The organism is Billgrantia gudaonensis, assembly GCF_900100195.1.
Lineage (GTDB): Bacteria > Pseudomonadota > Gammaproteobacteria > Pseudomonadales > Halomonadaceae > Halomonas > Halomonas gudaonensis.
The window spans coordinates 47,497-68,111 of record NZ_FNES01000012.1 but is presented as its reverse complement, the minus strand read 5'-3'; the positions used below and the strand labels follow the sequence as shown (position 1 = coordinate 68,111).

Genomic DNA, 20,615 nt, shown 5'->3' with positions numbered 1-20,615 from the left:
ATTCAGGGAGCCTTCATGACGACCAGCCCCTTGCACGACTGGAACCTGGCCCCGGCCGAGGCCATCGCCCTGCAGCGACGACTGGCCGGTCGCGTGGAACGGGCCGATCGCCTCGCCGAGGTGCGCCATATCGCCGGAGTGGACATCGGCTTCGAGGAGTCGGGCGCGATCACCCGCGCGGCGGTGGTGGTGCTGGCCTGGCCCCGCGGCAGTGAGCGGGAGTGGACGGTCGTCGAGCGGGTAGTGCATCGCGAACCGACGCGCATGCCCTATGTTCCGGGGCTGCTGTCGTTTCGCGAGTTACCGGCGGCACTGGGCGCCTTCGACGAGTTGGAAACGCAGCCGCAGCTCGTCATGGTCGATGGCCAGGGCATCGCCCATCCGCGGCGCCTCGGCGTAGCCAGCCACCTGGGGCTGTGGCTCGACTTGCCGACCATCGGCGTGGCCAAGTCGCGGCTGTGCGGCCGGCATGCCGAACCCGGCCCGGAGCGCGGCGACTGGACGCCGCTCACCGACGGCCATGAGGTGATCGGTGCGGTGCTGCGCTCGCGCAGCGGGGTTAAGCCGGTCTTCGTCTCTCCCGGTCACCGGATCTCGTTGCCCACGGCACTCGACTGGGTGATCCACTGCCTGGGCCGCACCAAGCTGCCGGAGCCGACACGGCTGGCCGACCGGCTGGCATCCCGTCGGGGGCAATGACCTTTATATAATATCCAGCGGCACCTTGTGTCTCGGTGCCGGAAAGGCGGCGTCGAGGCGCGCGTAGGCGTCATCGTCGAGTTTCACGTGCAGGGCGGCGGCGTTCTGCTCCACGTGCTCGGGGCGAGCCGCCTTGGGGATGGCAATGACGTCGCGATCGCCGTCGACGGGGCGGATCGTCCAGGCGAGCAGTACCTGGGCAGGCGTCACTCCGAGGCGTGCGGCGATCCCCATCACGGTGGAGTGACCGAGCAAGTCGTCGCGCAGGCCGCCGGCCTGAGCCAGGGGGCAGTAGGCCATGGCGGGAATGCCGCGCTGGCGCTGCCAGGGTAGCAGCGAGTGCTCGATGCCCCGCGAGCCGAGGTGGTAGAGCACCTGGTTGACCGCGCAGGCCTCGCCGCCGGGCAGGGCATGCAGCGCCGCCAGTTCGTCGACGTCGAAGTTGGAAACGCCGAAGCGACGAATCTTGCCGGCTTCGCGCAGGCGCTCGAAGGCCTCGAGGGTTTCCTCCAGTGGCACGCTGCCCGGCCAGTGCAGCAGGTAGAGGTCGAGACGGTCGGTCTGCAGGCGCGCGAGGCTGCGCTCGCAGGCGGCGATGGCCGAGTCGCGCCCGGCATTCCAGGGATAGACCTTGGAAACCAGGAAGGCCTCGTCGCGTCGGCCGGCCAGGGCGTCTCCCACCACCGCTTCGGCACGGCCGTCGGCGTACATCTCAGCGGTATCGATCAGCGTGAGCCCGAGGTCGAGCCCTTGCTGCAGGGCACGTACTTCGTCACGGCGAGGCGTGAGCCCTTCGCCCATGTGCCAGGTGCCCTGGCCGATGGCGGGAAGCTCGACGGCGGGTTCGTAGGCAGTGGCGGCAAGCGTGACACGAGCGGTGGCAGGCGACATGAGTGGCGGACCTTCGGCAGTGGCGATGGGGTCCATCCATTGTGGTGGGGCAGGAGCGTGTCGGCAATGCACCCTTGTCACCGGAGCCTGTCATCCCCATGGTCTATGGTGTAGTGGCAACGCCTCATCCCCGACAACACAAGGAGTCGACATGAGCATCAACAAGACAGGCAGTGCGATCTGGCAAGGCGGCCTCAAGGATGGCAAGGGCCAGGTATCCACTCAGAGCGGCGTGCTCAAGGACATCCCCTACAATTTCGCTCAGCGCTTCGAGGGGACGGCCGGTTCCAACCCCGAGGAGCTGATCGGTGCGGCCCATGCCAGCTGTTACTCCATGGCGCTGTCGATGGTGCTGGGCGAGGCGGGGCTGACGCCGGAGCGCATCGGTACCCAGGCGACGGTCTCGCTGGAGCAGGACGCCGGGGGCTTCAGCATCACTAAAGTGCATCTGGAAACCCGGGCCAGCATTCCCGGCGCCGATGAGGCGGCGTTCCAGGATGCTGCCAACAAGGCGAAGGAGGGCTGCCCGGTTTCCAAGCTGTTCAATGCCGAGATCACCCTGGATGCCAAGCTCGAGGCGTGACGTGCGAAAGTCGCGCATTCGTTTCCACGACGGCCCCGCTCAGGGGCCGTTTCACGTCGAACCGGCACGCCGGGCGGCGTCCACCAGGGCGCGAATCAGGCGCTGCTGGGGACGGTTGAAGATCAGCCATTCCGGATGCCATTGCACGCCGATCAGGAAGTCGTGATCGCGTGACTCGATGCCTTGCACCAGCCCGTGGCGGTCGCGGGCGACGATGTCGATGCCGCGACCGGTGCGCTGTACTGCCTGGTGATGCAGGCTGTTGATGCGACACCAGGTGACTTCGAGGATGCGGTGGAGGTGGCTGTCGGCCACGATGTCGACGGTCTTGCGCGGCAGCACGGTGCGTCGACGCTTGAGGCCCTCGTGGGTGGTGTAGATGTCCGGATCGAGGGTGCCGCCGAGGTGGACGTTGAGCAGTTGGGCGCCCCGGCAGATGCCGAGAACGGGCGTGCCGAGGGGAATGAAGGTGTCCAGGAGGTCGAGCTCCAGCTCATCGCGCTCGGGGTCGACGCGTACGTCGAGCTGCACCTCCCCACCGTACAGGTGGGCCTGAATGTCGTCGCCGCCGCCGACGATCAATCCGTCCAGCCGTGCGGGAACGGGGCGCGACGGCGACAGACGCAACGGTCGACCGCCGTGGCGCCAAACGGCGAACCAGTCGAACCACCAGGCGATGCGGCTCTTGTGATCTGAGGTGGTGATGCCGATGTGCGGTCGCGTCATGAGGTGATCCGGCGACGCAGCCAGTCGCTCAGCCATTGGAAGGCACGCACCAGTGGCGACTGGGTGTGATAGCTGACGTAGCGGGCGGCGCGCTCGCGCAACGTTGCCTGGTCGGCGGCGAGGCGCTCCACGGCCACCCAGCGATTCCACTCCGTGACGGCCCCCCAGCCGCGCAGGGAGAGTTGGGCGTTGGGTAGTCGGTAATGGAAAGTGGGGCGGGGCTTGACCAGCTTGTCGGAGAACAATTCGTGGGGGTAGTCCGGACGCAGGTAGGCGAGCAGCGGGTAGAGATCCAGCTCGCGGTTGCGCGTGGGATTGAACTCGATGTAGTCGGCAATGAAATCGTCCAGGCTCGGGGCATAGCCCGGATCCAGTACCTTCAGCGCGTAATCCTTGGGAAAGGGGTTGGCGTGGGGCAGCACCTCGCGGGTGATGTCGATGTCGATCTCCTTGCGCAGCCACTCGGCCAGCAGCAGGTAGGCACGCAGTTGATCGACGATGTGCGCCACCTCGAGACTTGCCACTTCGGGGTTGAGGTGCAGGCCGAAGCCATACAGCAGGCTGGCATCGGTGCCCTTGGCGCCGCGGGCGAACAGCGCGGCGAACAGGGCATCCAGGCTGTCCAGCTCATCCCAGGGAACCGGCGGGCAGACGATCTCCGTCGGCACCAGGCCGGTGACCACGTCGCCGATCAGCTCGCGGGTCTTGCTGTGGAAATCCACCCGCATCTGATGGCGCTGACGCTCCCACTCGGTGTCCCGCTTGGGAGCCTCATGGAGCACTTTCTCGTCGGGATGCGCGTACTGAGTGTCGAGCTCGACGAGAAAGTCGCCCCAGCGGGTTTCCACCACGCGCAGCCGGTGGGGACTGATTTCGTGGATCGTGCCGCCGAAACAGCCACGAACCAGTTCGGCGGTTTCCCAAGGCGGAAGCCCGGCAAACTCGATCTCCACCCCCACGCTGCGGTTCTTTCCCTCGAAGTTACGGGCTTCGGGTGGTGATTGCGGTGACATGCGGGCATCCTGTTCCACAACTGACGGTCACCGCCAGCCTATCGGTCAAGGGGTGACGAATCCAGCGAAACGCTTGTGTCGTCATGCGTTAGGAAAGGACGAAGAGCCCATGTCTGGTGAACGCTTGCATGCCATGCTCGCCTGGGGGCGCCTGGGCGCCAGCCGACTGTTCCTGTTGCTGCTGCTGGGAGGGCTGACACTGGGCCTGACCAGCCCGTCGGTGGCTCAGTCGCTACCGCTACAGGCGCTGGGCCAGAATGGCTCGTCGCAAGAGGACTATGATCCCGAGGCTTTCCAGCGCTCGCTGGATGAAGTGATTGCCACCCTCGAAAATGGCGAGCAGCGCGAGCGGCTGCTGACCAACCTGCGCGAGCTGCGTGAGGTCCATGCCCAGCAGGCCGAAGGCTCGCCCATCGCGTCGCCGCAGGGACTGCTGGGAGCCCTGGCCGAAACGCTCAACGACCTCGGGGAGCAGGCGGAGTCGGGAGAGTCACCGGTCGACGACTGGCGCCGTCAGCTGCAACGGGGGTGGGAGGACTTGCGCGATCTGGTGCTGGGTATCGGGCCCAGCGAACTGATGCGCCTGGCCATCGAGAGCCTGGTGCTGCTGGGCATCTGGGTGGGGTTGCTGGTGATCCTCATCGCGTTGGGGCGCATGCTGGCTCGCCGTCGTCGCTGGCCGCTCGACTTGCCCCGCGAACCTCGCGGCTGGCTGCTCGCAGTGCATTTCCTGCGCCGCATGCTGCCCTGGGCGCTGGCGTTCCTGCTGGTGCTGGGGCTGGCCCAGCTGTTGCCGGAGAGTGCCGGTCGCTCGCTGGCGCTGGTGATCGCCTATGTCTCGCTGTGTGGACGAACTCTGTCGGTCGTGGTGGAGTGCGTGGTCTCGGTGTTCACCCGCGGTCATCGCTTCAACGCCGTGCGCATCATTCAGCAGCGTGGGCTGCGCCGTCTGTTCGTGATCGGCGCGCTGATCGCCCTGGGCGATGCGCTCAACTCGGCGCGTCTGGCCGCGGTGATCGGTGCCGAGCTGGCGGGGCTCGGCTCGGTGCTGGCCAACATGCTGGCGGCACTGCTTTCCATGCGCTTCATCCTGATGTTCAAGCGCCCCATCGAGCACTTGATCCGCAACCGGCCCTACCGTCAGCGCCGCGACAGTGGCAGCAAGGCCGAAGTGATCCGCGTGCTGGGCGGCCTGTGGCACGTGCCGGCCCTGCTGATGGTGGGCGGCTCGCTGCTGGCGATCTTCGTCACCGTGGGCGACGTGGGCACGGCGCTGGCGCGCTCGGTGATCTCCGCGGCACTGCTGGTGCTCACCCTGGTGGTCTCCGGGCTGATTCGCCGTCATGGCGAGCGGCGCACACGACGTCGACGGTTCAGCGATTATCGCAAGCGCCTCGAGCGCTTCGGCTATGCGCTCTCGCATGCAGTGACCTGGGTGGCCTTCGTCGAGCTATCGCTGCAGGTGTGGGGCGGTTCGCTGTTCGGTGTGGGGCAGCAGGCGGTGGCCAGTGCGCGCATCGGCCAGGCGCTGCTGGCCATCGGTTTGACGGTGCTGCTGGCATGGCTGGCATGGATCTTCGCCGATACGGCGATTCAGCGGGCGCTGGTCTCGTCGGCGCGTTCCCGCGGGCGGCGGGTCAATCAGGCACGCGCCCAGACGATCACGCCGATGATCCGCAACGTCATCTTCGCCACCATCGTGATCATCGCCGCCATCGTCGGCCTGGCGAACCTGGGCGTGAACGTCACCCCGCTGCTCGCCGGTGCCGGTGTCATCGGCCTGGCGCTGGGCTTCGGCGCCCAGACCCTGGTGCAGGATCTGATCACCGGTATCTTCATCCTCATCGAGGACTCGCTGGCCGTGGACGACTTCGTGCAGATCAACGGCCACATGGGCACGGTGGAGGGGCTGACCCTGCGTACCGTGCGCCTGCGTGACCTCGACGGCATCGTGCACATCATCACCTTCAGCCGCATCGAGTCGATCCACAACATGTCGCGCCAGTTCGGCATCGCGCTGATGAAGATCCGCATTCCCTACGAGATGAAGATCGACGACGCCATCACCCTGATGCAGGAAACCGCCCAGGCGCTGCGTCAGGATCCGATGATGCGCCACTACATCTGGTCGCCGCTGGAGATGCAGGGCATCCATGCCTTCGAGGATGGCTGTCCGATCCTGCGCATGCGCTTTCGCACCGCGCCGGAAATGCAGTGGGACGTGGCACGGGCCTTCAACCTGCTGCTCAAGCAGCGCATGGAAGAGCAGGGCGTCGACCTGGGCGTACCGCGTCTGAGCGTCGCCATGGAGGGTCATGGCGGCGGCCGGTTGGATGGCTCCGCCGAATGGGGCGATGCCCAGGGTGCCCGAGATGCCGCGGGCCGAGAGCGCGGCGAAGCGGGCGTTGCCGATCCGCAGGGTGACGTCAGTGCCCGCGGTGCTTCACCCGATCCGGGGTAGGCCTTGCGAGCCGATTGCCGGTCGCGACTGTCGAAGCAAAGGCCGGAAAGGGAGGTAGCCATGACGTCTCCGCTCAAGATTCTGTTGGCGCCGGTCGAATGGGTGGCCCGCAAGTTGGGCACGACCCAGGAGGTGGCTCGCGACCCCGACGCCCAGGCGCGTGTCGACAGCGAGTGTCGTGCTCTGGCGCTCTATCAGTCGCGCAATTCGCCGGAGAGCATCCAGGTTCGCCGCGAGATCACGCGGCTGGGGCTCGACATCGCGGTGCGTGACGTCCAGATCGACCCCGAACATCGCCGTGCGCTGCAGGCGGCGACGGGCCGGATCGAGGTGCCCTGCCTGCGGATCGCCCATGACGGTGGCGAGGACGACTGGCTTTTGGGCGTGGCGGCGATCCGCGACTACCTCAGACGACGCTTCGCCACTTGAGTTGTCTTGCATCAAGACGCGATGGTCAGCGGCTTGCTACGCTGAAAGGGCGTAACGGTTTGTGTCTCGAACCCCTGATTCCCGTTCACCGTTGGAGAACCTCTCATGCAAGCTGTCGATGTCATGACCCCCAATGTCATCACCGTCGGGCCCGATACCGACGTTCGCGAGATCGCCCGTCTGCTTCTGGAGAACCACATCAGCGCCGTCCCCGTGGTCGACGAGAAACAGACCGTGCTGGGCATCGTCAGCGAGGGGGATTTGATGCGCCGAGTCGAGAACGGCACCGATCGGCGCAAGTCCTGGTGGCTGAAGTCGCTGTTCCACGGAGCCGGCGACGCCGGCGAGTACGTCAAGTCCCATGGCCGCAAGGCCAGCGAGATCATGACTCGCGAACTCATCACCATTACCGAGGACACGCCGCTCAACCGTGTCGCGCGCCTGCTCGAGAAGCACCACATCAAGCGCGTTCCCGTGCTGCGCGATGGGCGCCTGGTGGGCATCGTCAGCCGCGCCAATCTGCTGCGCGGCTTCTCGGCCACCGCGCCGGATGCCGAAACGCCGGTCACCGCCGACGATCGTGAGATTCGCGATGCGATCCTCGAGGAGGTCGACAAGAACACCAGCGTGTGGGTCGACCGCATCAACGTCATCGTCGCGGACGGTGTCGTGCAGCTGTGGGGCCTGGTGGAAAGCCAGGAGGAGAAGATGGCCGTCCAGGTGGCGGCGGAGAACACCCCGGGGGTCAAGAAGATCGAGAACAACCTGGGACTGGTGCCGAAAGGGGTGGGTGGCTACTGAGCTTGCCGGGAGATCCCTTCTAGCGCAGCGGGGCGGCCTGTCGGTCGCCCCGCTGCGTCGTCAGGAGCCTGACCGTCAACCGATGCGTTCGAGAGCAGCGGCGAAGTGGCTCACGCTGCGCTCGCGCTGGTGCAGCTTGTCGAGACCGAACAGCCCGACGCGGAAGGCCTGGTAGTCGTCGCCCTCCCCACACATCAGCGGCACGCCGCCGGCGACCTGTACGCCGGCGGCGGCGAACTTGCCGACGATACCGGCATCGCGGGTGTAGCACACCACCACGCCGGGGGCCTCGAAACCGGGCGCCGCGACGCTCCGGTAACCGGAGTCGGCCAGCAGGGCGCGGATGCTCTCGCCGAGTGCCAACTGCTCGTCGCGCACCTTGTCGAAGCCGTAGTCGGCCGTTTCCGCCATGATATCGCGCAGTCGTGCCAGGGCGTCGGTGGGCATGGTGGCATGGTAGGCATGGCCGCCGGCTTCGTAGGTCTCCATGATGGTGAGCCACTTCTTGAGGTCGCAGGCGAAGCTCGAGCTGACGGTCCCCTCGATGGCTTCACGGGCGCGGGCCGATAGCATCACCATGCCGCAGCACGGCGGGCCGCTCCAGCCTTTCTGCGGGGCGCTCAACAGCACGTCGATGCCCAACTCGGCCATGTCGACCCACAGCGTGCCGGAAGCGATGCAGTCGAGCACGAACAACCCGCCCACTTCGTGGACCGCCGCCGCAACGCGCTTCAGGTAGTCGTCGGGCAACAGGATGCCGGCGGAGGTCTCGACGTGGGGCGCGAACACCATCTCGGGGCGCTCGTCGCGAATGGCTGCTTCGACTTCCTCGATGGGAGCGGGCGCGAAGGGCGACTGCGGGTCGTCGGCGTTCAGGCGCCGTGCCTTGAGCACCGTGGTCGCCGCGGGGATATCGCCCATGTCGAGAATCTGGCTCCAGCGGTAGCTGAACTGGCCGTTGCGGATCACCAGGCAGCGCTTTTCGGGGGCGAACTGGCGGGCCACGGCTTCCATGCCGAAGGTGCCGCTGCCGGGCACGATGATGGCGCTGTGAGCCCCGTAGACCTGCTTGAGAGTGGCGGCGATGTCGCGCATCACGCCCTGGAAGCGCTGGGACATATGGTTGAGCGAGCGATCGGTATAGACCACCGAGTATTCGAGCAGTCCGTCAGGGTCCACGTTGGGAAGCAAGGCGGCCATGTCAATCTCCGTTTGGGTGTCAGAACCTTGGCAATGTCGAGCCGCAGAGGATAGGCCCAAAGAGGGCGCTGGACCAGTGTTGCGCCAGCGAGCGAGGCGGTGATGCCTCAACTGCCCTCACCGCCGACAGTAGAAGAGGCGAGCCGGCAGGATGTTGAAGGGTTCGAAATCGCTCTCCACCTGGCCGAAGACTCGCTGCAGGTCGCTGCGTACCCGTGAAGAGAACTGGTAGATCAGCAGGCTGCCCTGGGCAGAGAGGGCGGCCTGAGTATCGGTCAGGATGCGTTCGCGCAGCGCCGCCGGCATGGTGCTGAAGGGGATTCCGGCCAGCACGTGGTCGGCCGCGGGCAGGCCGAGGCGCTGCAACTCGGCCTGCACCGCCTCGGCAGAGCCCTTGACCACCTGCAGTCGCGGGTCGGGCAGTGCCCGCTCGAGAAAGTCCACGAAGTCGTCGTTGGTTTCCAGCACCACCAGGGTGGCTTCGGGGTGCATGCGCCTGAGGATCTCGCGGGTGATGGTGCCCACGCCGGGACCGTATTCGACGATGACCCGAGCGCCCTCCCAGTCCACCCGTGAGAGTAGCCGCCGCACGAGGAACGACGAACTGGGGATGATCGAGCCCAGCATCCGCGGATGCTTGAAGAAGTTGCGCGCGAACAGCGAGAGCTGGGCGCGCTCGGGCGATCGAGCTGGGGCGGCGGGGCGGTCGGGCACCGTCATGGGCGTGTCTCCTGATGACCAATGTGTTTCTCCACTCTAGCAGTCTGTCGGCCATGACGCTGATCGGTGGCGAACGTGGACTCACGATGTCGGCATGCGTGCGGTGCGTCCTGTGTGCGTTGAAATGCGGCGAAAGGTGTATGTGGAATATACTTGACGGCGTTGCCGTCGCTGCTTAGCGTGGAACGTAGAAATTTTGCGTGATCGTCTTAAATTGTTGACGTCACCGCGCCTCCTTGCCACGCCGCGGATGAACTCATGCCGAACAATCCCAATGACCACAGCTCCGATGCCTCGACGCCGCTGATCCGCTTTGCCGCCGTGCAGAAGACCTATGACGGCGAGACCCTGGTGGTAAAGGATCTCAATCTGGCGATCGAGCCGGGTGAATTCGTCACCCTGCTCGGCCCCTCCGGCTCCGGCAAGACCACCTGCCTGATGATGCTGGCCGGTTTCGAGGTGCCGACCAGCGGCGATATCTTCTTGCGCGATCAGCGCCTCAACAGCGTACCGCCCCACAAGCGCAACTTTGGCATGGTGTTCCAGAACTATGCGCTGTTTCCCCACATGACGGTGGAGGAGAACATTCGCTACCCGCTGAAGACGCGCCGCCTGCCCGCTGCCGAAGCCGATCGCAAGGTGTCGGAGATTCTGGACATGATCCAGTTGCGCGACTTCGCCAAGCGACGCCCGGCGCAACTCTCCGGTGGCCAGCAGCAACGCGTGGCGCTGGCTCGCTCACTGGTCTTCGAACCTCAACTGGTGCTGATGGACGAACCCCTCGGGGCGCTCGACAAGCAACTGCGCGAGCAGATGCAACTGGAGATCAAGCACCTCCACGAACAGCTGGGCCTGACCGTGGTGTTCGTCACCCACGACCAGAGCGAGGCGCTGACCATGTCGGATCGCGTGGCCGTGTTCAACGACGGCGTGATCCAGCAGATCGACACTCCCAGCAACCTCTACGAGTACCCCGCCAACGCCTTCGTTGCCCAGTTCATCGGCGAGAACAACACCCTGGCCGGGCGCATCGAGTCGGTGGAGGGCGAACGCTGTCGCGCCTCCTTCGGTGAAGGTGCCGCTACCGGCGCCGTGCTCGGCCCGGCCCTGGCGGTGGGCGATGCCACCCATCTGTCGATCCGCCCCGAGCGGATCAAGCTCAACGGCGCGGCGCGGGACCTGCCCAACCGCCTCTCGGCACGGGTCCACGAGTTCATCTACCTGGGCGATCACTTGCGCGTGCGCTGTGCACTGCCCGGCAACGACGACTTCGTGGCACGGGTGCCGGTGGATGCCTTCGACAGCCATTTGCAACCGGGCGATACCGTCGAGCTCGGCTGGCGCGACGAAGACGTGCGCGCCCTGGATGCGCCTTGAGTCGGCTTGCCGGCTGGGGCCTGCCTGCCCATTCGGGCAGGGCAATCGCTGGACCCTCAACAACAATGGAAAGGTCGCTTGCGACCGGGAGAGTAAGATGAAGCGAGACTTGAACCATCCATCGCAGCCCATCACGCGTCTGGCCCGTGGCGTGGCCCTGGGCGGCCTGTTCACCGCCGGCCTGGCCATGTCGGCCGGGGCCCAGGCGCTGACCGTGATCTCCTTCGGCGGGGCCTCCGGCGATGCCATGGAGAAGGCGTACTACGGTCCCTTCCAGGAAAGCTCCGGCATCGAGCTCACGCCGGGGGATTACAACGGCGAGCTGTCGCGCATCCGTGCCATGGTCGAGACCGACAACGTCAGCTGGGACCTGGTAGAGATGGAGTCGCCGGAGCTCGTGCGGGGTTGCTTCGAGGGATTGTTCGAGCCCATCGACTGGGAGCGCTTGGGCCTGGGCGACGTGCTCATCGATTCTGCCTTCAACGATTGCGGGGTCGGCACCTTCGTCTGGTCGACGGTGCTCGCCTACAATGCCGACGAGCTCGACTCCGCCCCGACTTCCTGGGAGGACTTCTGGAACGTCGAAGACTTCCCCGGCAAGCGCGGGCTGCGCCGTGGCGCCAAGTACACGCTGGAATTCGCCCTGCAGGCCGACGGCGTGCCGGCGAGCGAAGTCTACGACGTATTGTCCACCGACGAGGGTGTCGATCGCGCCTTTGCCAAGCTCGACGAGATCAAGGAGCACATCCAGTGGTGGGAAGCCGGCGCTCAACCGCCCCAGTGGTTGGTGGCCGGTGACGTGGTGATGACCTCTTCCTACAACGGCCGCATCGCCGCCGCCCAGGAAGAGGGCACTCCCCTGGAAATCGTGTGGGACGGCAGTATCTACGATCTCGACTACTGGGCGATCGTGGCGGGCAGCGATTACGTCGATGAGGCCTACCAGTTCATCGAGTTCGCCAGCCAGCCCGAGAATCAGGCGGTGTACTCCAGCGAAATCCCCTATGGCCCGGTGCACCCCGATGCCCTCGACGAGCTCGACGATGAGCAGGCACGGCGCATGCCTACTCACGCTGACAACCTCGACGGTGCCCTGGCCATGAATACGGCCTTCTGGGTCAGCTATGGCGAAGAGCTGGAGCAGCGCTTCAACGCCTGGGCGGCTCAGTAATCGCAAGCTGCGTGGCGCCAGCATGGCGCCACGCGGCCACTGCGTGTCTGCCCGACCCGATTCTCACCGCCTGGGGAACTCATGACCACCACCACACTCGATGGCGGCGCTGCCGCTCCGTCCAAGAGCAATCTCAAGTCACGGCTGAGGCGTGCCGAGCGGCTGCGCAAGCTCAAGGCGGTCGGCCTGGTGGCTCCGTTGGCACTCTTTCTGCTCGTGGTCTTCGTGGTGCCCATCGGCAACATGCTGTTCAACAGCGTCGACAACGGCAGCCTGCGCCAGGTCATGCCGCAGACGGCTGCATCGCTCGCGCAGTGGGACGGCGAGGGCCTGCCCGACGAAGCGACCTTCGCCGCCTTTGCCGATGAGCTTCGCGACTCGCGCAGCGGCGGAGGGCTGGGCAGCGTGGGACGCCGCCTCAACTACGAGGATTCCGGCTATCGTGGCCTGCTGATGCGCACCCTGATGGCGCTGCCGCCGCAAAGCGACGATTGGCGGGAAACCCTCATCGACATCGACTCGGCCTGGGGCGATACGGCAACCTGGCGAGGCATCAAGGCGGCCGCACCGCCGCGCACGGATCGTTACCTTCTCGCCTCGCTCGATCTGGAGCGCGGTGCGGATGGCGAGGTCCAGCGTGTCGACGAAGAGGATCGCCTCTACCAGGCCGTCTTCCAACGCACCCTGGTCATCGCCGGCGGCGTCACCCTGATCTGTCTGGCGCTGGGCTTTCCGCTCGCCTACCTGCTGGCCACGCTGCCGGCGAAGACCAGCAATCTGCTGATGATTCTGGTACTGCTGCCGTTCTGGACGTCGCTGCTGGTACGTACCGCAGCCTGGATCATCCTGCTGCAGTCCAACGGCCTGGCCAATCAGACGCTCATGACCTTGGGGCTCGTCGAGTCCCCGCTGCAGCTGGTCTTCAATCGCACCGGGGTGTTCTTCGCCATGGTGCACATTCTGCTGCCTTTCATGGTGCTGCCGCTCTACAGCGTGATGAAGGGCATATCGCCGAGTTATCAGCGGGCCGCGGTATCGCTCGGTGCGCATCCGTTCGCCGCCTTCTGGCAGGTCTACGTGCCGCAGACGGTGTCCGGGATAGCGGCTGGCACCATACTGGTGTTCATCATGGCGCTGGGCTACTACATCACCCCGGCTCTGGTGGGCGGTCCGGCGGACCAGATGGTCAGCTACTACGTGGCCTACTACACCAACACCACCAACAACTGGGGCATGGCGGCGGCACTGGGCAGCATCCTGCTGGCGGTGACCCTGCTGCTCTACCTGGTTTACCACCGCCTGGTGAACCGCAAGCAGATGATCGGGAGCTGAACCATGGCTTTGCCACCCTATGCGTCGCCGGTCGAGCGGATCTGGTTCTGGGTTTTCCGCAGCTTCTGCGGCCTGGTACTGCTGTTTTTGATCACGCCGGTGCTGGTGATCATCCCGTTGTCGTTCAGCAGCGGGTCCTTTCTCACCTATCCGCTGCCGGGGCTGTCGCTGCGCTGGTACCAGGAGATCTTCAGTGCCGGCCCCTGGCTCGATTCGCTGAAGAACAGCCTGATCGTGGCGCCGCTGGCCACGCTGCTGGCCATGGCCTTCGGCACGCTGGCTGCAGTGGGGCTCAACCGCGCCGATTTTCCCGGCAAGGGAGTGATCCTGGCGTTGCTGATCTCGCCCATGGTGGTGCCGCTGGTGATCGTCGCCGTGGGCATGTACTTCTTCTTCGCCCAGGTGGGGTTGCTCAACTCCTACACCGGACTGGTGCTGGCCCACACGGTGCTGGGCGTGCCCTTCGTGGTGATCACCGTCAACGCTACCCTGCAGGGCTTCGACTTCAACCAGATGCGCGCCGGGGCCAGTCTGGGGGCGAGCCCCATGCGTGTCTTCTTCACCGTGGTGCTGCCGCAGATCGTCCCCGGGGTGGTTTCGGGTGGGCTGTTCGCCTTCGCTACCTCCTTCGACGAGGTGGTGGTGGCGCTGTTCATCGCCAGCCCCACCGAGCGTACCCTGCCGATCCAGATGTTCTCCGGCATTCGCGAGAACATCAGCCCGGCCATCGCTGCCATGGCCACCATCCTCATCCTGCTTTCCACGCTGCTGCTGGTGACCATGGAGCTGCTGCGCCGGCGCAGCGAACGCCTCAAGGGGTAGGCGTCTGCGCCGCCTGGATGGCGGTCAGGGCGATGGTGTAGACGATGTCGTCGACCAACGCGCCGCGTGAAAGGTCGTTCACCGGCTTGTTGAGGCCCTGCAGCATGGGGCCCACGCTCACCACCCGGGCGCTTCTCTGCACCGCCTTGTAGGTGGTGTTGCCAGTATTCAGGTCGGGAAAGACGAAGACCGTGGCGCGTCCGGCCACCGGCGAGTCCGGCGCCTTCTGGCGACCCACGCTCTCGATGGCTGCGGCGTCGTACTGCAGCGGGCCGTCGATGAGCAGGTGCGGTGCCTGCTCACGGGCCAGTTGGGTGGCCCGGCGGACTTTCTCCACGTCGGCACCGCTGCCCGACTTGCCGGTGGAATAGCTGATCATCGCGACCCTTGGCTCGATGCCGAAGGCCTGAGCGGAGCGCGCGCTCTGCACGGCGATCTCGGCCAGCGTCTCGGCATCCGGGTCGGGGTTCACTGCGCAATCGCCGTAGACCACCACCTGCTCGGGCAACAGCATGAAGAAGATCGACGACACCTGCCGGTAGCCCGGGGCGGTCTTGATCAGTTGGAAGGCCGGGCGCACGGTGTTGGCGGTGGTGTGAACGGCGCCCGAGACCAGGCCGTCGACCTCGCCCAGCGCCAGCATCATCGTGCCGAGCACCACGTTGTCCTGCAGTTGTGCCTCGGCGGTGAGTTCGTTCACCTTGCCGCGCCGCCGTTCCACCATGGGGGCGATGTAGCGATCGCGGATGCCATCGGGATCGATGATCTCGAGCCCCTCGGGCAGGTCGATGCCACGGTTGCGGGCCACCTCCTCGACCTCGTCGCGCTTGGCGAGCAGCACGCAGCGAGCGATGCCGCGACGCTGGCAGATGGACGCGGCCTCCACGGTGCGCGGTTCGCTGCCTTCGGGGAGGATGATGCGCTTGTTGGCGGCCTGAGCCAGCTTGACCAGCTGATGCCGGAAGGCGGAAGGCGACAGGCGGTCGGGATAACCACGACTCAGGTTTTCCTTGAGCCACTCGAGGTCGATGTGTCCGGCCACGAAGCGCGTCACCTGCTCGGCACGTTCCAGGTCGTCCATGGGGATGTCGTTGCTCATGGCAGCGAGATCCTTGGCGGTGGTGAAGCTGTCGGTGTCCACGGCGAGCACCGGCATGCCGGTCTTCAGTGCCGGACGGCACATCTCCACCATGTTGTCGTTGGGCATGTAGCCGTTGGTGAGCAGCACGCCGGCCATGGGCACGCCGTTCATGGTGGCCAGGGCCGTGGCGAGGACGATGTCGTCGCGGTCGCCGGAGGCGACGATCAGGCTGCCGGGTCGGAAGACGTGCAGGGCGTTGGCAGCGCTGCGCGCGCACAGGCTGGTCGATAGCACCCGGCGACTGGCCGCCTCGCCTTCGCTGAGAAAGCGCGCATTCAGCGCGCGGGCCACGTCGAGCACGCGCGGAGCGGTGAGCGTGGCGTTGTAAGGCACCACGCCGATCAGGTGGAAGCGGTCGGTGGCCAGCGTCGGCGAGTAGCGCCGCAAGGCGGCGAGCAGTGCCTCGTCGTGCAACGGGCCGGGCGAGCCGGGGGCCAGGGCCGCGGTGGTCTCGGCGCCGGGCAGGTTGCGCATGCGCATCAGGATGCACCCCAGGGTGCGGCTCGACCTCAGCCCACCGAAGCTCTGGGCGTGCATGTCGAGTTGCTCGGCCAGCGCCTGGGGGTCGTCGCAGTCGCCGCTGCCCACCAGGATGATGCGGGCGTTGAGCGCATGGGCGAGCTGGGCGTTGAGAGCCGTGGCGTAGGTGCCGTGGGTAGTGGGTGCCAGCCCCTCGACGACGATGACGTCCGGTGCGCCACTGGCGTGGCGCTCGATGGTCTGGTCGTAGAGATCGATCACCTGCTCCATCAGCACGTCCTGGCGGTCATGCCGGAGCAGGCGCTCCATGTCGGCCTGCGGCATGGGATCCGGCGGTCGCAGCCCCAGGGTGCTGGTCACCAGAGCGGTGGAGCGGTCCGCGCCAGAGCCGTTGAGCTCATCCTGGCGAAACGGCTTGAGAAACCCGGCCTTGAGGCCGATGGTATCGAGCGCCTGGATCAGGCCCAGGCTCGCCGAGGTGAGGCCCACGCCCACGCTGGTGGGCACCATCAGCAGAACCTGGGGGTGCGGCGTCGCTTCGCGGGGTGTCATGCGCAGGCTTCCTCGATCAGCTGGCGGGTTTCCAGAGCGATGCGGCCCTCTTCGTCGGTGGGGATCACCCACAGCTGAGGGCCGCCCGCGTCGATGCGTCCCTCGCGGCCGCGCACCGTGGCGTCGTTGGCATCGTCATCCAGGGCGATGCCGAAGTGCGGCAGGGCCGCGACGATGCGCTGGCGCACGGCCGACGCGTTCTCGCCGATGCCGCCGGTGAAGACGATGCCGTCGAGGCGTGGCAGTGCGCAGGAGAGGGCGGCCAGCGACTTGGCCACCCGATAGCAGAAGACCTCGATGGCCAGCCTCGCCCCGGCGTGTCCCTCCGAGGCCGCCTGCTCCAGCTCGCGCATGTCGTTGGAGAGTCCCGATAGCCCAACCAGGCCGCTGTCGCGGTTGAGCACTCGGTCGATGTCATCCAGCGACCAGCCGAGCTGGCGCGCCAGGTGGGCGTGCAGTCCAGGGTCGACGTCACCGCTGCGCGTGCCCATCACCAGCCCTTCCAGCGGCGTCAGGCCCATGCTGGTGTCCAGGCTCTCGCCCTGCCACACCGCACAGGTCGAGCAACCGTTGCCCAGGTGGGCGGTCAGCCAGCCGCCCCGAATGCCGGCCAGGGCATCGGCACGGCTGCTGACATGCGCGTGGCTGGTGCCGTGGAAGCCATAGCGACGAATGCCGTGGTCGCGGTAGAGCGCTTCCGGCAGGGCGTAGCGGTAAGCGCGCGGCGGCAGGCTCTGGTGGAAGGCGGTATCGAAGACGGCCACCTGGGGCAACTGCGGGAAAAGGGTCCGGGTGGCCATGACGCCTTCGAGGTTGGCCGGGTTGTGCAGCGGCGCCAGTGCGGCGGTGGCTTCGATTTCCGCCACCACGTCATCGTCGATCAGCACGGCGCGGGTGAAACGCTCGCCGCCGTGAACGATGCGATGGCCCACGGCGCCGGGATGCTGACCCTCCAGACAGCCGAGGATCGTCTCGAGGGCGGTGGCGTGGTCGGCGCCGGGCAGCGCACGAGCGAAACTCTCGCCGCGGCCGTCCGTGCCATTCAGGATGGCTTCAGCGCTGCCCAGGCGCTCGGCGAGGCCGAACTGGCGCGGGGACTCGGCGGAAGCGGGGATGAGGGCGTACTTGATCGAGGACGAACCGCAGTTGATGACCAGTGTCGGGGCGTGCATCGAGGTTCCCTGAAACGAAACGTTAGACCTTAGTCTACCATGGCCGCTCGGCCGGGGCGCTGCCGATGGGTTGCGCTCGATCAAGCCTGGCACGGAGAACGGCATCGGTCCAAATGTTCGCCGAGCCGGCTTGCCAAGCCGCGGACACTGAGCCAAACTGTCTAAGGCATGGGGAAACACTGTTTCCTAACTGGAGGTGAGGTATGAAAACCTTTTTCGTTTCAGCCGTTTCCAGCGTGCTTCTCACTGGTCTGATGGTTTCCGCCGCGCAGGCCCAGCAGTTTGGTCAGCCACGTGGCTACATTGGCGGTGACGCCATGTTCTGGGAACTCGATGCCGACGGCGGTTCCGACCGAGACGACGTCGGCCTGCGCGTCAACAGCGGCATGCAATTCAACGACTACTTCGCCGTGGAAGGGCACCTCGGCACCGGGGGATCCGATGGCCCCGCCGAGCTCGACTATCTGGTAGGCGCCTATGCCAAGGGCATCGTACCGGTGGGGCCCGAGTTCCGTCTCTTCGGCCTGGCCGGCTTCACCGAGGTCGATTTCGACGCCGACAGCGAGAGCGACTTCTCCTACGGCGCCGGTGCCGAGTTCGATGTCGCTCCCAATCTGGCGGTCGGTGCCGACTACATGCGCTATCTCGACAAGTCCAACTATACCTTCGATGCGGCCAGCGTCGGCCTGCGCTACCGTTTCTGACCGCTTCGCCTAGCGTTGCAGGGCCTGCCCTGCAACGCATCTCGACGATACGCCTATTGCGGTTCGCCGATCACGCTCAGTGCCCGGGGCGTGGTGGTGAATCGCAGTTCCTTGAATCTTCCCAACCGTTCGCCATCGGCGGTGACCAGCTTGTGCTGTGCGAGCCGAATCCGGCAGTCGGTCGGGGCCAGGGTCAGCACGGCCTCTTCGTTCTCCAACGGCTGGCTGGTGAAACGCGTGATCAGCAGCAGGCGCAGCAAGCGTGGCAGGGAGCCATGACGAATGGCGGCCAGGGTCAGCCTGCCGTCGGTCAAGGAGGCGTTGGGAATGCGCTGGCCGCCGCCGAAGTAGGCGCCCGAGGCAATGGCGATGGTGAGCCAGCGTTCCCTGCTGCGACCCTCGGCGTGTTCGATCGTGGCCTTGAAACCGCGCTGCAATTTCAGCTTGCGCAGCAGCACGGCCAGATAGCTGAAGCGCCCGAACCATTGCTTGAGGCGCGGCGAGGCCTGGGTGGTCGGTAGCGTGCCCAGGCCGATATGCACCACGTTGAGGAACAGGTGCTCACCGATCCAGGCCACGTCGACCCGGCGCGGCGCGCCGGAAATCATCAGGCGGCACAGTGCTTCGGGATCTTCCGGCAGGGAGAGGTTGCGGGCGAAGTCGTTGGCGGTGCCCGAGGGCAACACGCCCAGAGTGGCCTCGCGTTCCAGGCATACCCTGGCCAAGCGGCTGACCGAACCGTCGCCTCCTGCCACGAGCACCCGGTCTCCCGGCCGTACCTGCGATTCCCAGTCGTCGTCGCCGAGGTCGCACAGCGTCACGTTCGTCAGGCCGGCCTGGCGGAGATGGTCCAGCCAGAAAGCCTGGCCTCGGGAGCCATCGCCGGCCTTGGCATTGGCGATCAACCAGAAATGCATGCGTCTCTCTCGGGAGCCTATGACGAATGCAGTATATCGCGGGCGGTCGAAATCGCGAGATCGCGACCGGCGTGCGGCTTGCCGGTAGTGGCGACCGGATGTCGAGGCGTTGTCTGAAAGCTCGGCGAGCGCAGCCAGTTTTCGGACGAGGCCTAGGGCCAGCAGCCGGTTTCCAGCCACTGCACCAGGCGAACCGGCAGCCGCTTGAGCACGTTGCCTTCCATCACCGCAGCGCCGAGCCGGTTGGCGCGCTGACGAGCGGTGTCCAGAGGGCCGGCGCTGACCAGAAGCCGCGTGCCTGCCAAGCCGGCGGTGTGATCGGTCAGCGCGTGGAGGTCGTGCAGGGCATTGCAAGGCCCACCCGACGGCCGGGCGGGGAAGGGAGGGCAGGCGATCATCAGCAGTTGATTGTGATGCAAGGCCAGGACGTCGAGCACGGCGGGAGCGTCGTTGTGACGGCCGCTGAGGTCGAGCAGGTGAGCGCCGCAATGCGCTTCCATCCCGGCGTCGCGGGCGCAAAGCCAGACGTATTCGGCCAGCCACTGGCCGCTCAGGTACTGGGCTGCCAGCAGCGAAACAAAGCCCAGGCGCCGCGGTGACCGGTTCGACCACTCGATCAGGCCGGCCTCGGCCAGCCGGCTCAGGGCATCCGTTTCCGGAAAGGCCGGTGGCAGGCTCAGCCGCTGGTATCGGGCGTCGGGGTCGAGTACCGGACCCTCGGCAGCGTCATCGACGATGACCGGCTGACCACTGTCGCCACGCACGAGCGCGGCCAGTTCGGCCAGCAGCTCGCCCAGGCGGTCGGCATGGTGGGCCAGGTAACGGGTCAGGGGGCGCCGCGATTCGGCGGCTTCGCGCCAGGTCGCATGGTCGGAACGGGCCTGGGTACGCTTGTAGCCGTTGGCCAGCAGGTAGAGGTCGCAGTCGAGCAGAGGCTCGATGGCGAGGGTTTCGAATGCCTGCGGATCTTGCCCCGTTCCGAGACGGTAGAGGGCGCCGGCGGTCAGGTCGACATCGATACCGTCGGCCTGGCAGCGCTGCAGGGCATGCTGAAATAGCAACGCCGTGAGGCGCGGGGCATCGCCCAGGTGGTAGCTGACGGTCAGCTCCGCTGTGGTGGCCTGCAGTCGGACGAGCTCGTCGGCCAGCTCGTTGGCGAAGGCGTGAACGAGCTGCGGGTCGTGGCAAGGCAGGTCGTCGATCCGGCGCAGCTCGGTGGTGACGGGCAGCTCACGGCCGAGCAGGATCTCGAGACGTTCCGCCACCGGCCGTCGCTGGCGGGTGGCGACCAGGATCACGCGCTCGGGGCGCAGCTGCAGCAGGGGGATCAGGGTGATCTCGGGACGCTCGCTCACCAGGGCGACATGCAGGTGGGGCATGGCCTTGCTCCTCTCGTCCGCTCGGGATGCGCACACCGGTGCCCT

Annotated in this window: 19 protein-coding genes; 10 read left to right on the top strand and 9 right to left on the bottom strand. The window is 66.4% G+C overall.

What is annotated here, in order from left to right:
- The first annotated feature begins 15 nt into the window (after positions 1 to 15).
- Positions 16 to 699: a deoxyribonuclease V gene (nfi, locus tag BLP96_RS14085; RefSeq protein WP_245682263.1), complete on the top strand. Its 684-nt coding sequence runs from the start codon at positions 16 to 18 to the stop codon at positions 697 to 699.
- Positions 700 to 702: 3 nt separating this feature from the next.
- Here nfi and BLP96_RS14080 read toward each other — a convergent pair whose 3' ends face one another.
- Complete coding sequence (locus BLP96_RS14080; RefSeq protein WP_089687231.1) at positions 703 to 1,590, bottom strand: aldo/keto reductase; 888 nt, start codon at positions 1,588 to 1,590, stop codon at positions 703 to 705.
- Between the two features lie 151 nt (positions 1,591 to 1,741).
- On the opposite strand from BLP96_RS14080, the gene BLP96_RS14075 reads away from it, so the two are divergent.
- Positions 1,742 to 2,173: an OsmC family protein gene (locus tag BLP96_RS14075; protein ID WP_089687230.1), complete on the top strand. Its 432-nt coding sequence runs from the start codon at positions 1,742 to 1,744 to the stop codon at positions 2,171 to 2,173.
- Positions 2,174 to 2,224: 51 nt separating this feature from the next.
- On the opposite strand, the gene BLP96_RS14070 is transcribed toward BLP96_RS14075, so the two are convergent.
- Positions 2,225 to 2,899, bottom strand: a complete 675-nt coding sequence (locus tag BLP96_RS14070) for a gamma-glutamyl-gamma-aminobutyrate hydrolase family protein (protein WP_089687226.1) — start codon at positions 2,897 to 2,899, stop codon at positions 2,225 to 2,227.
- Entirely contained in the window at positions 2,896 to 3,912 is a 1,017-nt protein-coding gene (locus BLP96_RS14065) for an amidoligase family protein (protein ID WP_089687224.1), read from the bottom strand. The genes BLP96_RS14070 and BLP96_RS14065 overlap by 4 nt, the downstream gene beginning before the upstream one ends.
- 133 nt (positions 3,913 to 4,045) lie before the next feature.
- On the opposite strand from BLP96_RS14065, the gene BLP96_RS14060 reads away from it, so the two are divergent.
- The 3 genes from BLP96_RS14060 to BLP96_RS14050 all read left to right on the top strand — a co-directional run bounded on the left by BLP96_RS14060 (position 4,046) and on the right by BLP96_RS14050 (position 7,603).
- Entirely contained in the window at positions 4,046 to 6,373 is a 2,328-nt protein-coding gene (locus BLP96_RS14060) for a mechanosensitive ion channel family protein (protein ID WP_089687323.1), read from the top strand.
- A gap of 60 nt (positions 6,374 to 6,433) precedes the next feature.
- Positions 6,434 to 6,802 (top strand): glutaredoxin family protein, encoded by a 369-nt coding sequence (locus BLP96_RS14055; RefSeq protein WP_089687222.1) that lies wholly within the window; start codon positions 6,434 to 6,436, stop codon positions 6,800 to 6,802.
- Between the two features lie 105 nt (positions 6,803 to 6,907).
- The gene (locus tag BLP96_RS14050) at positions 6,908 to 7,603 is read left to right on the top strand and encodes a CBS domain-containing protein (RefSeq protein WP_089687221.1); all 696 of its coding nucleotides are present in this window, start codon (positions 6,908 to 6,910) and stop codon (positions 7,601 to 7,603) included.
- Positions 7,604 to 7,678: 75 nt separating this feature from the next.
- Here BLP96_RS14050 and BLP96_RS14045 read toward each other — a convergent pair whose 3' ends face one another.
- Together BLP96_RS14045 and BLP96_RS14040 are read right to left on the bottom strand one after the other, a co-directional pair.
- Positions 7,679 to 8,803, bottom strand: a complete 1,125-nt coding sequence (locus tag BLP96_RS14045) for an aminotransferase class V-fold PLP-dependent enzyme (RefSeq protein ID WP_089687219.1) — start codon at positions 8,801 to 8,803, stop codon at positions 7,679 to 7,681.
- A gap of 117 nt (positions 8,804 to 8,920) precedes the next feature.
- Positions 8,921 to 9,523: a class I SAM-dependent methyltransferase gene (locus BLP96_RS14040; protein WP_089687217.1), complete on the bottom strand. Its 603-nt coding sequence runs from the start codon at positions 9,521 to 9,523 to the stop codon at positions 8,921 to 8,923.
- A 258-nt stretch (positions 9,524 to 9,781) separates the two neighbouring features.
- On the opposite strand from BLP96_RS14040, the gene BLP96_RS14035 reads away from it, so the two are divergent.
- The 4 genes from BLP96_RS14035 (at position 9,782) to BLP96_RS14020 (ending at position 14,225) form a co-directional block, all read left to right on the top strand.
- Positions 9,782 to 10,900 carry an ABC transporter ATP-binding protein gene (locus tag BLP96_RS14035; RefSeq protein WP_089687215.1) on the top strand — a complete coding sequence of 373 codons (1,119 nt, stop codon included), beginning with the start codon at positions 9,782 to 9,784 and terminating at the stop codon, positions 10,898 to 10,900.
- A gap of 97 nt (positions 10,901 to 10,997) precedes the next feature.
- Positions 10,998 to 12,071 carry an ABC transporter substrate-binding protein gene (locus BLP96_RS14030; protein WP_089687213.1) on the top strand — a complete coding sequence of 358 codons (1,074 nt, stop codon included), beginning with the start codon at positions 10,998 to 11,000 and terminating at the stop codon, positions 12,069 to 12,071.
- Positions 12,072 to 12,152: 81 nt separating this feature from the next.
- The gene (locus BLP96_RS14025; RefSeq protein WP_089687211.1) at positions 12,153 to 13,403 is read left to right on the top strand and encodes an ABC transporter permease; all 1,251 of its coding nucleotides are present in this window, start codon (positions 12,153 to 12,155) and stop codon (positions 13,401 to 13,403) included.
- Between the two features lie 3 nt (positions 13,404 to 13,406).
- Positions 13,407 to 14,225, top strand: coding sequence for an ABC transporter permease (locus BLP96_RS14020; protein ID WP_089687209.1), 819 nt, complete (start codon positions 13,407 to 13,409; stop codon positions 14,223 to 14,225).
- Here BLP96_RS14020 and pta read toward each other — a convergent pair.
- Both pta and BLP96_RS14010 read right to left on the bottom strand, forming a co-directional pair.
- Entirely contained in the window at positions 14,215 to 16,398 is a 2,184-nt protein-coding gene (gene pta / locus BLP96_RS14015; RefSeq protein ID WP_089687206.1) for a phosphate acetyltransferase, read from the bottom strand. The two genes, BLP96_RS14020 and pta, sit on opposite strands and share 11 nt — an antisense overlap.
- Positions 16,395 to 17,570, bottom strand: coding sequence for an acetate/propionate family kinase (locus tag BLP96_RS14010; protein WP_089687204.1), 1,176 nt, complete (start codon positions 17,568 to 17,570; stop codon positions 16,395 to 16,397). The genes pta and BLP96_RS14010 overlap by 4 nt, the downstream gene beginning before the upstream one ends.
- Before the next feature lie 203 nt (positions 17,571 to 17,773).
- On the opposite strand from BLP96_RS14010, the gene BLP96_RS14005 reads away from it, so the two are divergent.
- Complete coding sequence (locus tag BLP96_RS14005; RefSeq protein WP_089687202.1) at positions 17,774 to 18,274, top strand: porin family protein; 501 nt, start codon at positions 17,774 to 17,776, stop codon at positions 18,272 to 18,274.
- A 53-nt stretch (positions 18,275 to 18,327) separates the two neighbouring features.
- Here BLP96_RS14005 and BLP96_RS14000 read toward each other — a convergent pair whose 3' ends face one another.
- Positions 18,328 to 19,191: a diacylglycerol/lipid kinase family protein gene (locus BLP96_RS14000; RefSeq protein WP_089687200.1), complete on the bottom strand. Its 864-nt coding sequence runs from the start codon at positions 19,189 to 19,191 to the stop codon at positions 18,328 to 18,330.
- 152 nt (positions 19,192 to 19,343) lie between these two features.
- Positions 19,344 to 20,570: a Card1-like endonuclease domain-containing protein gene (locus BLP96_RS13995; RefSeq protein WP_089687199.1), complete on the bottom strand. Its 1,227-nt coding sequence runs from the start codon at positions 20,568 to 20,570 to the stop codon at positions 19,344 to 19,346.
- Positions 20,571 to 20,615 lie beyond the last annotated feature (45 nt).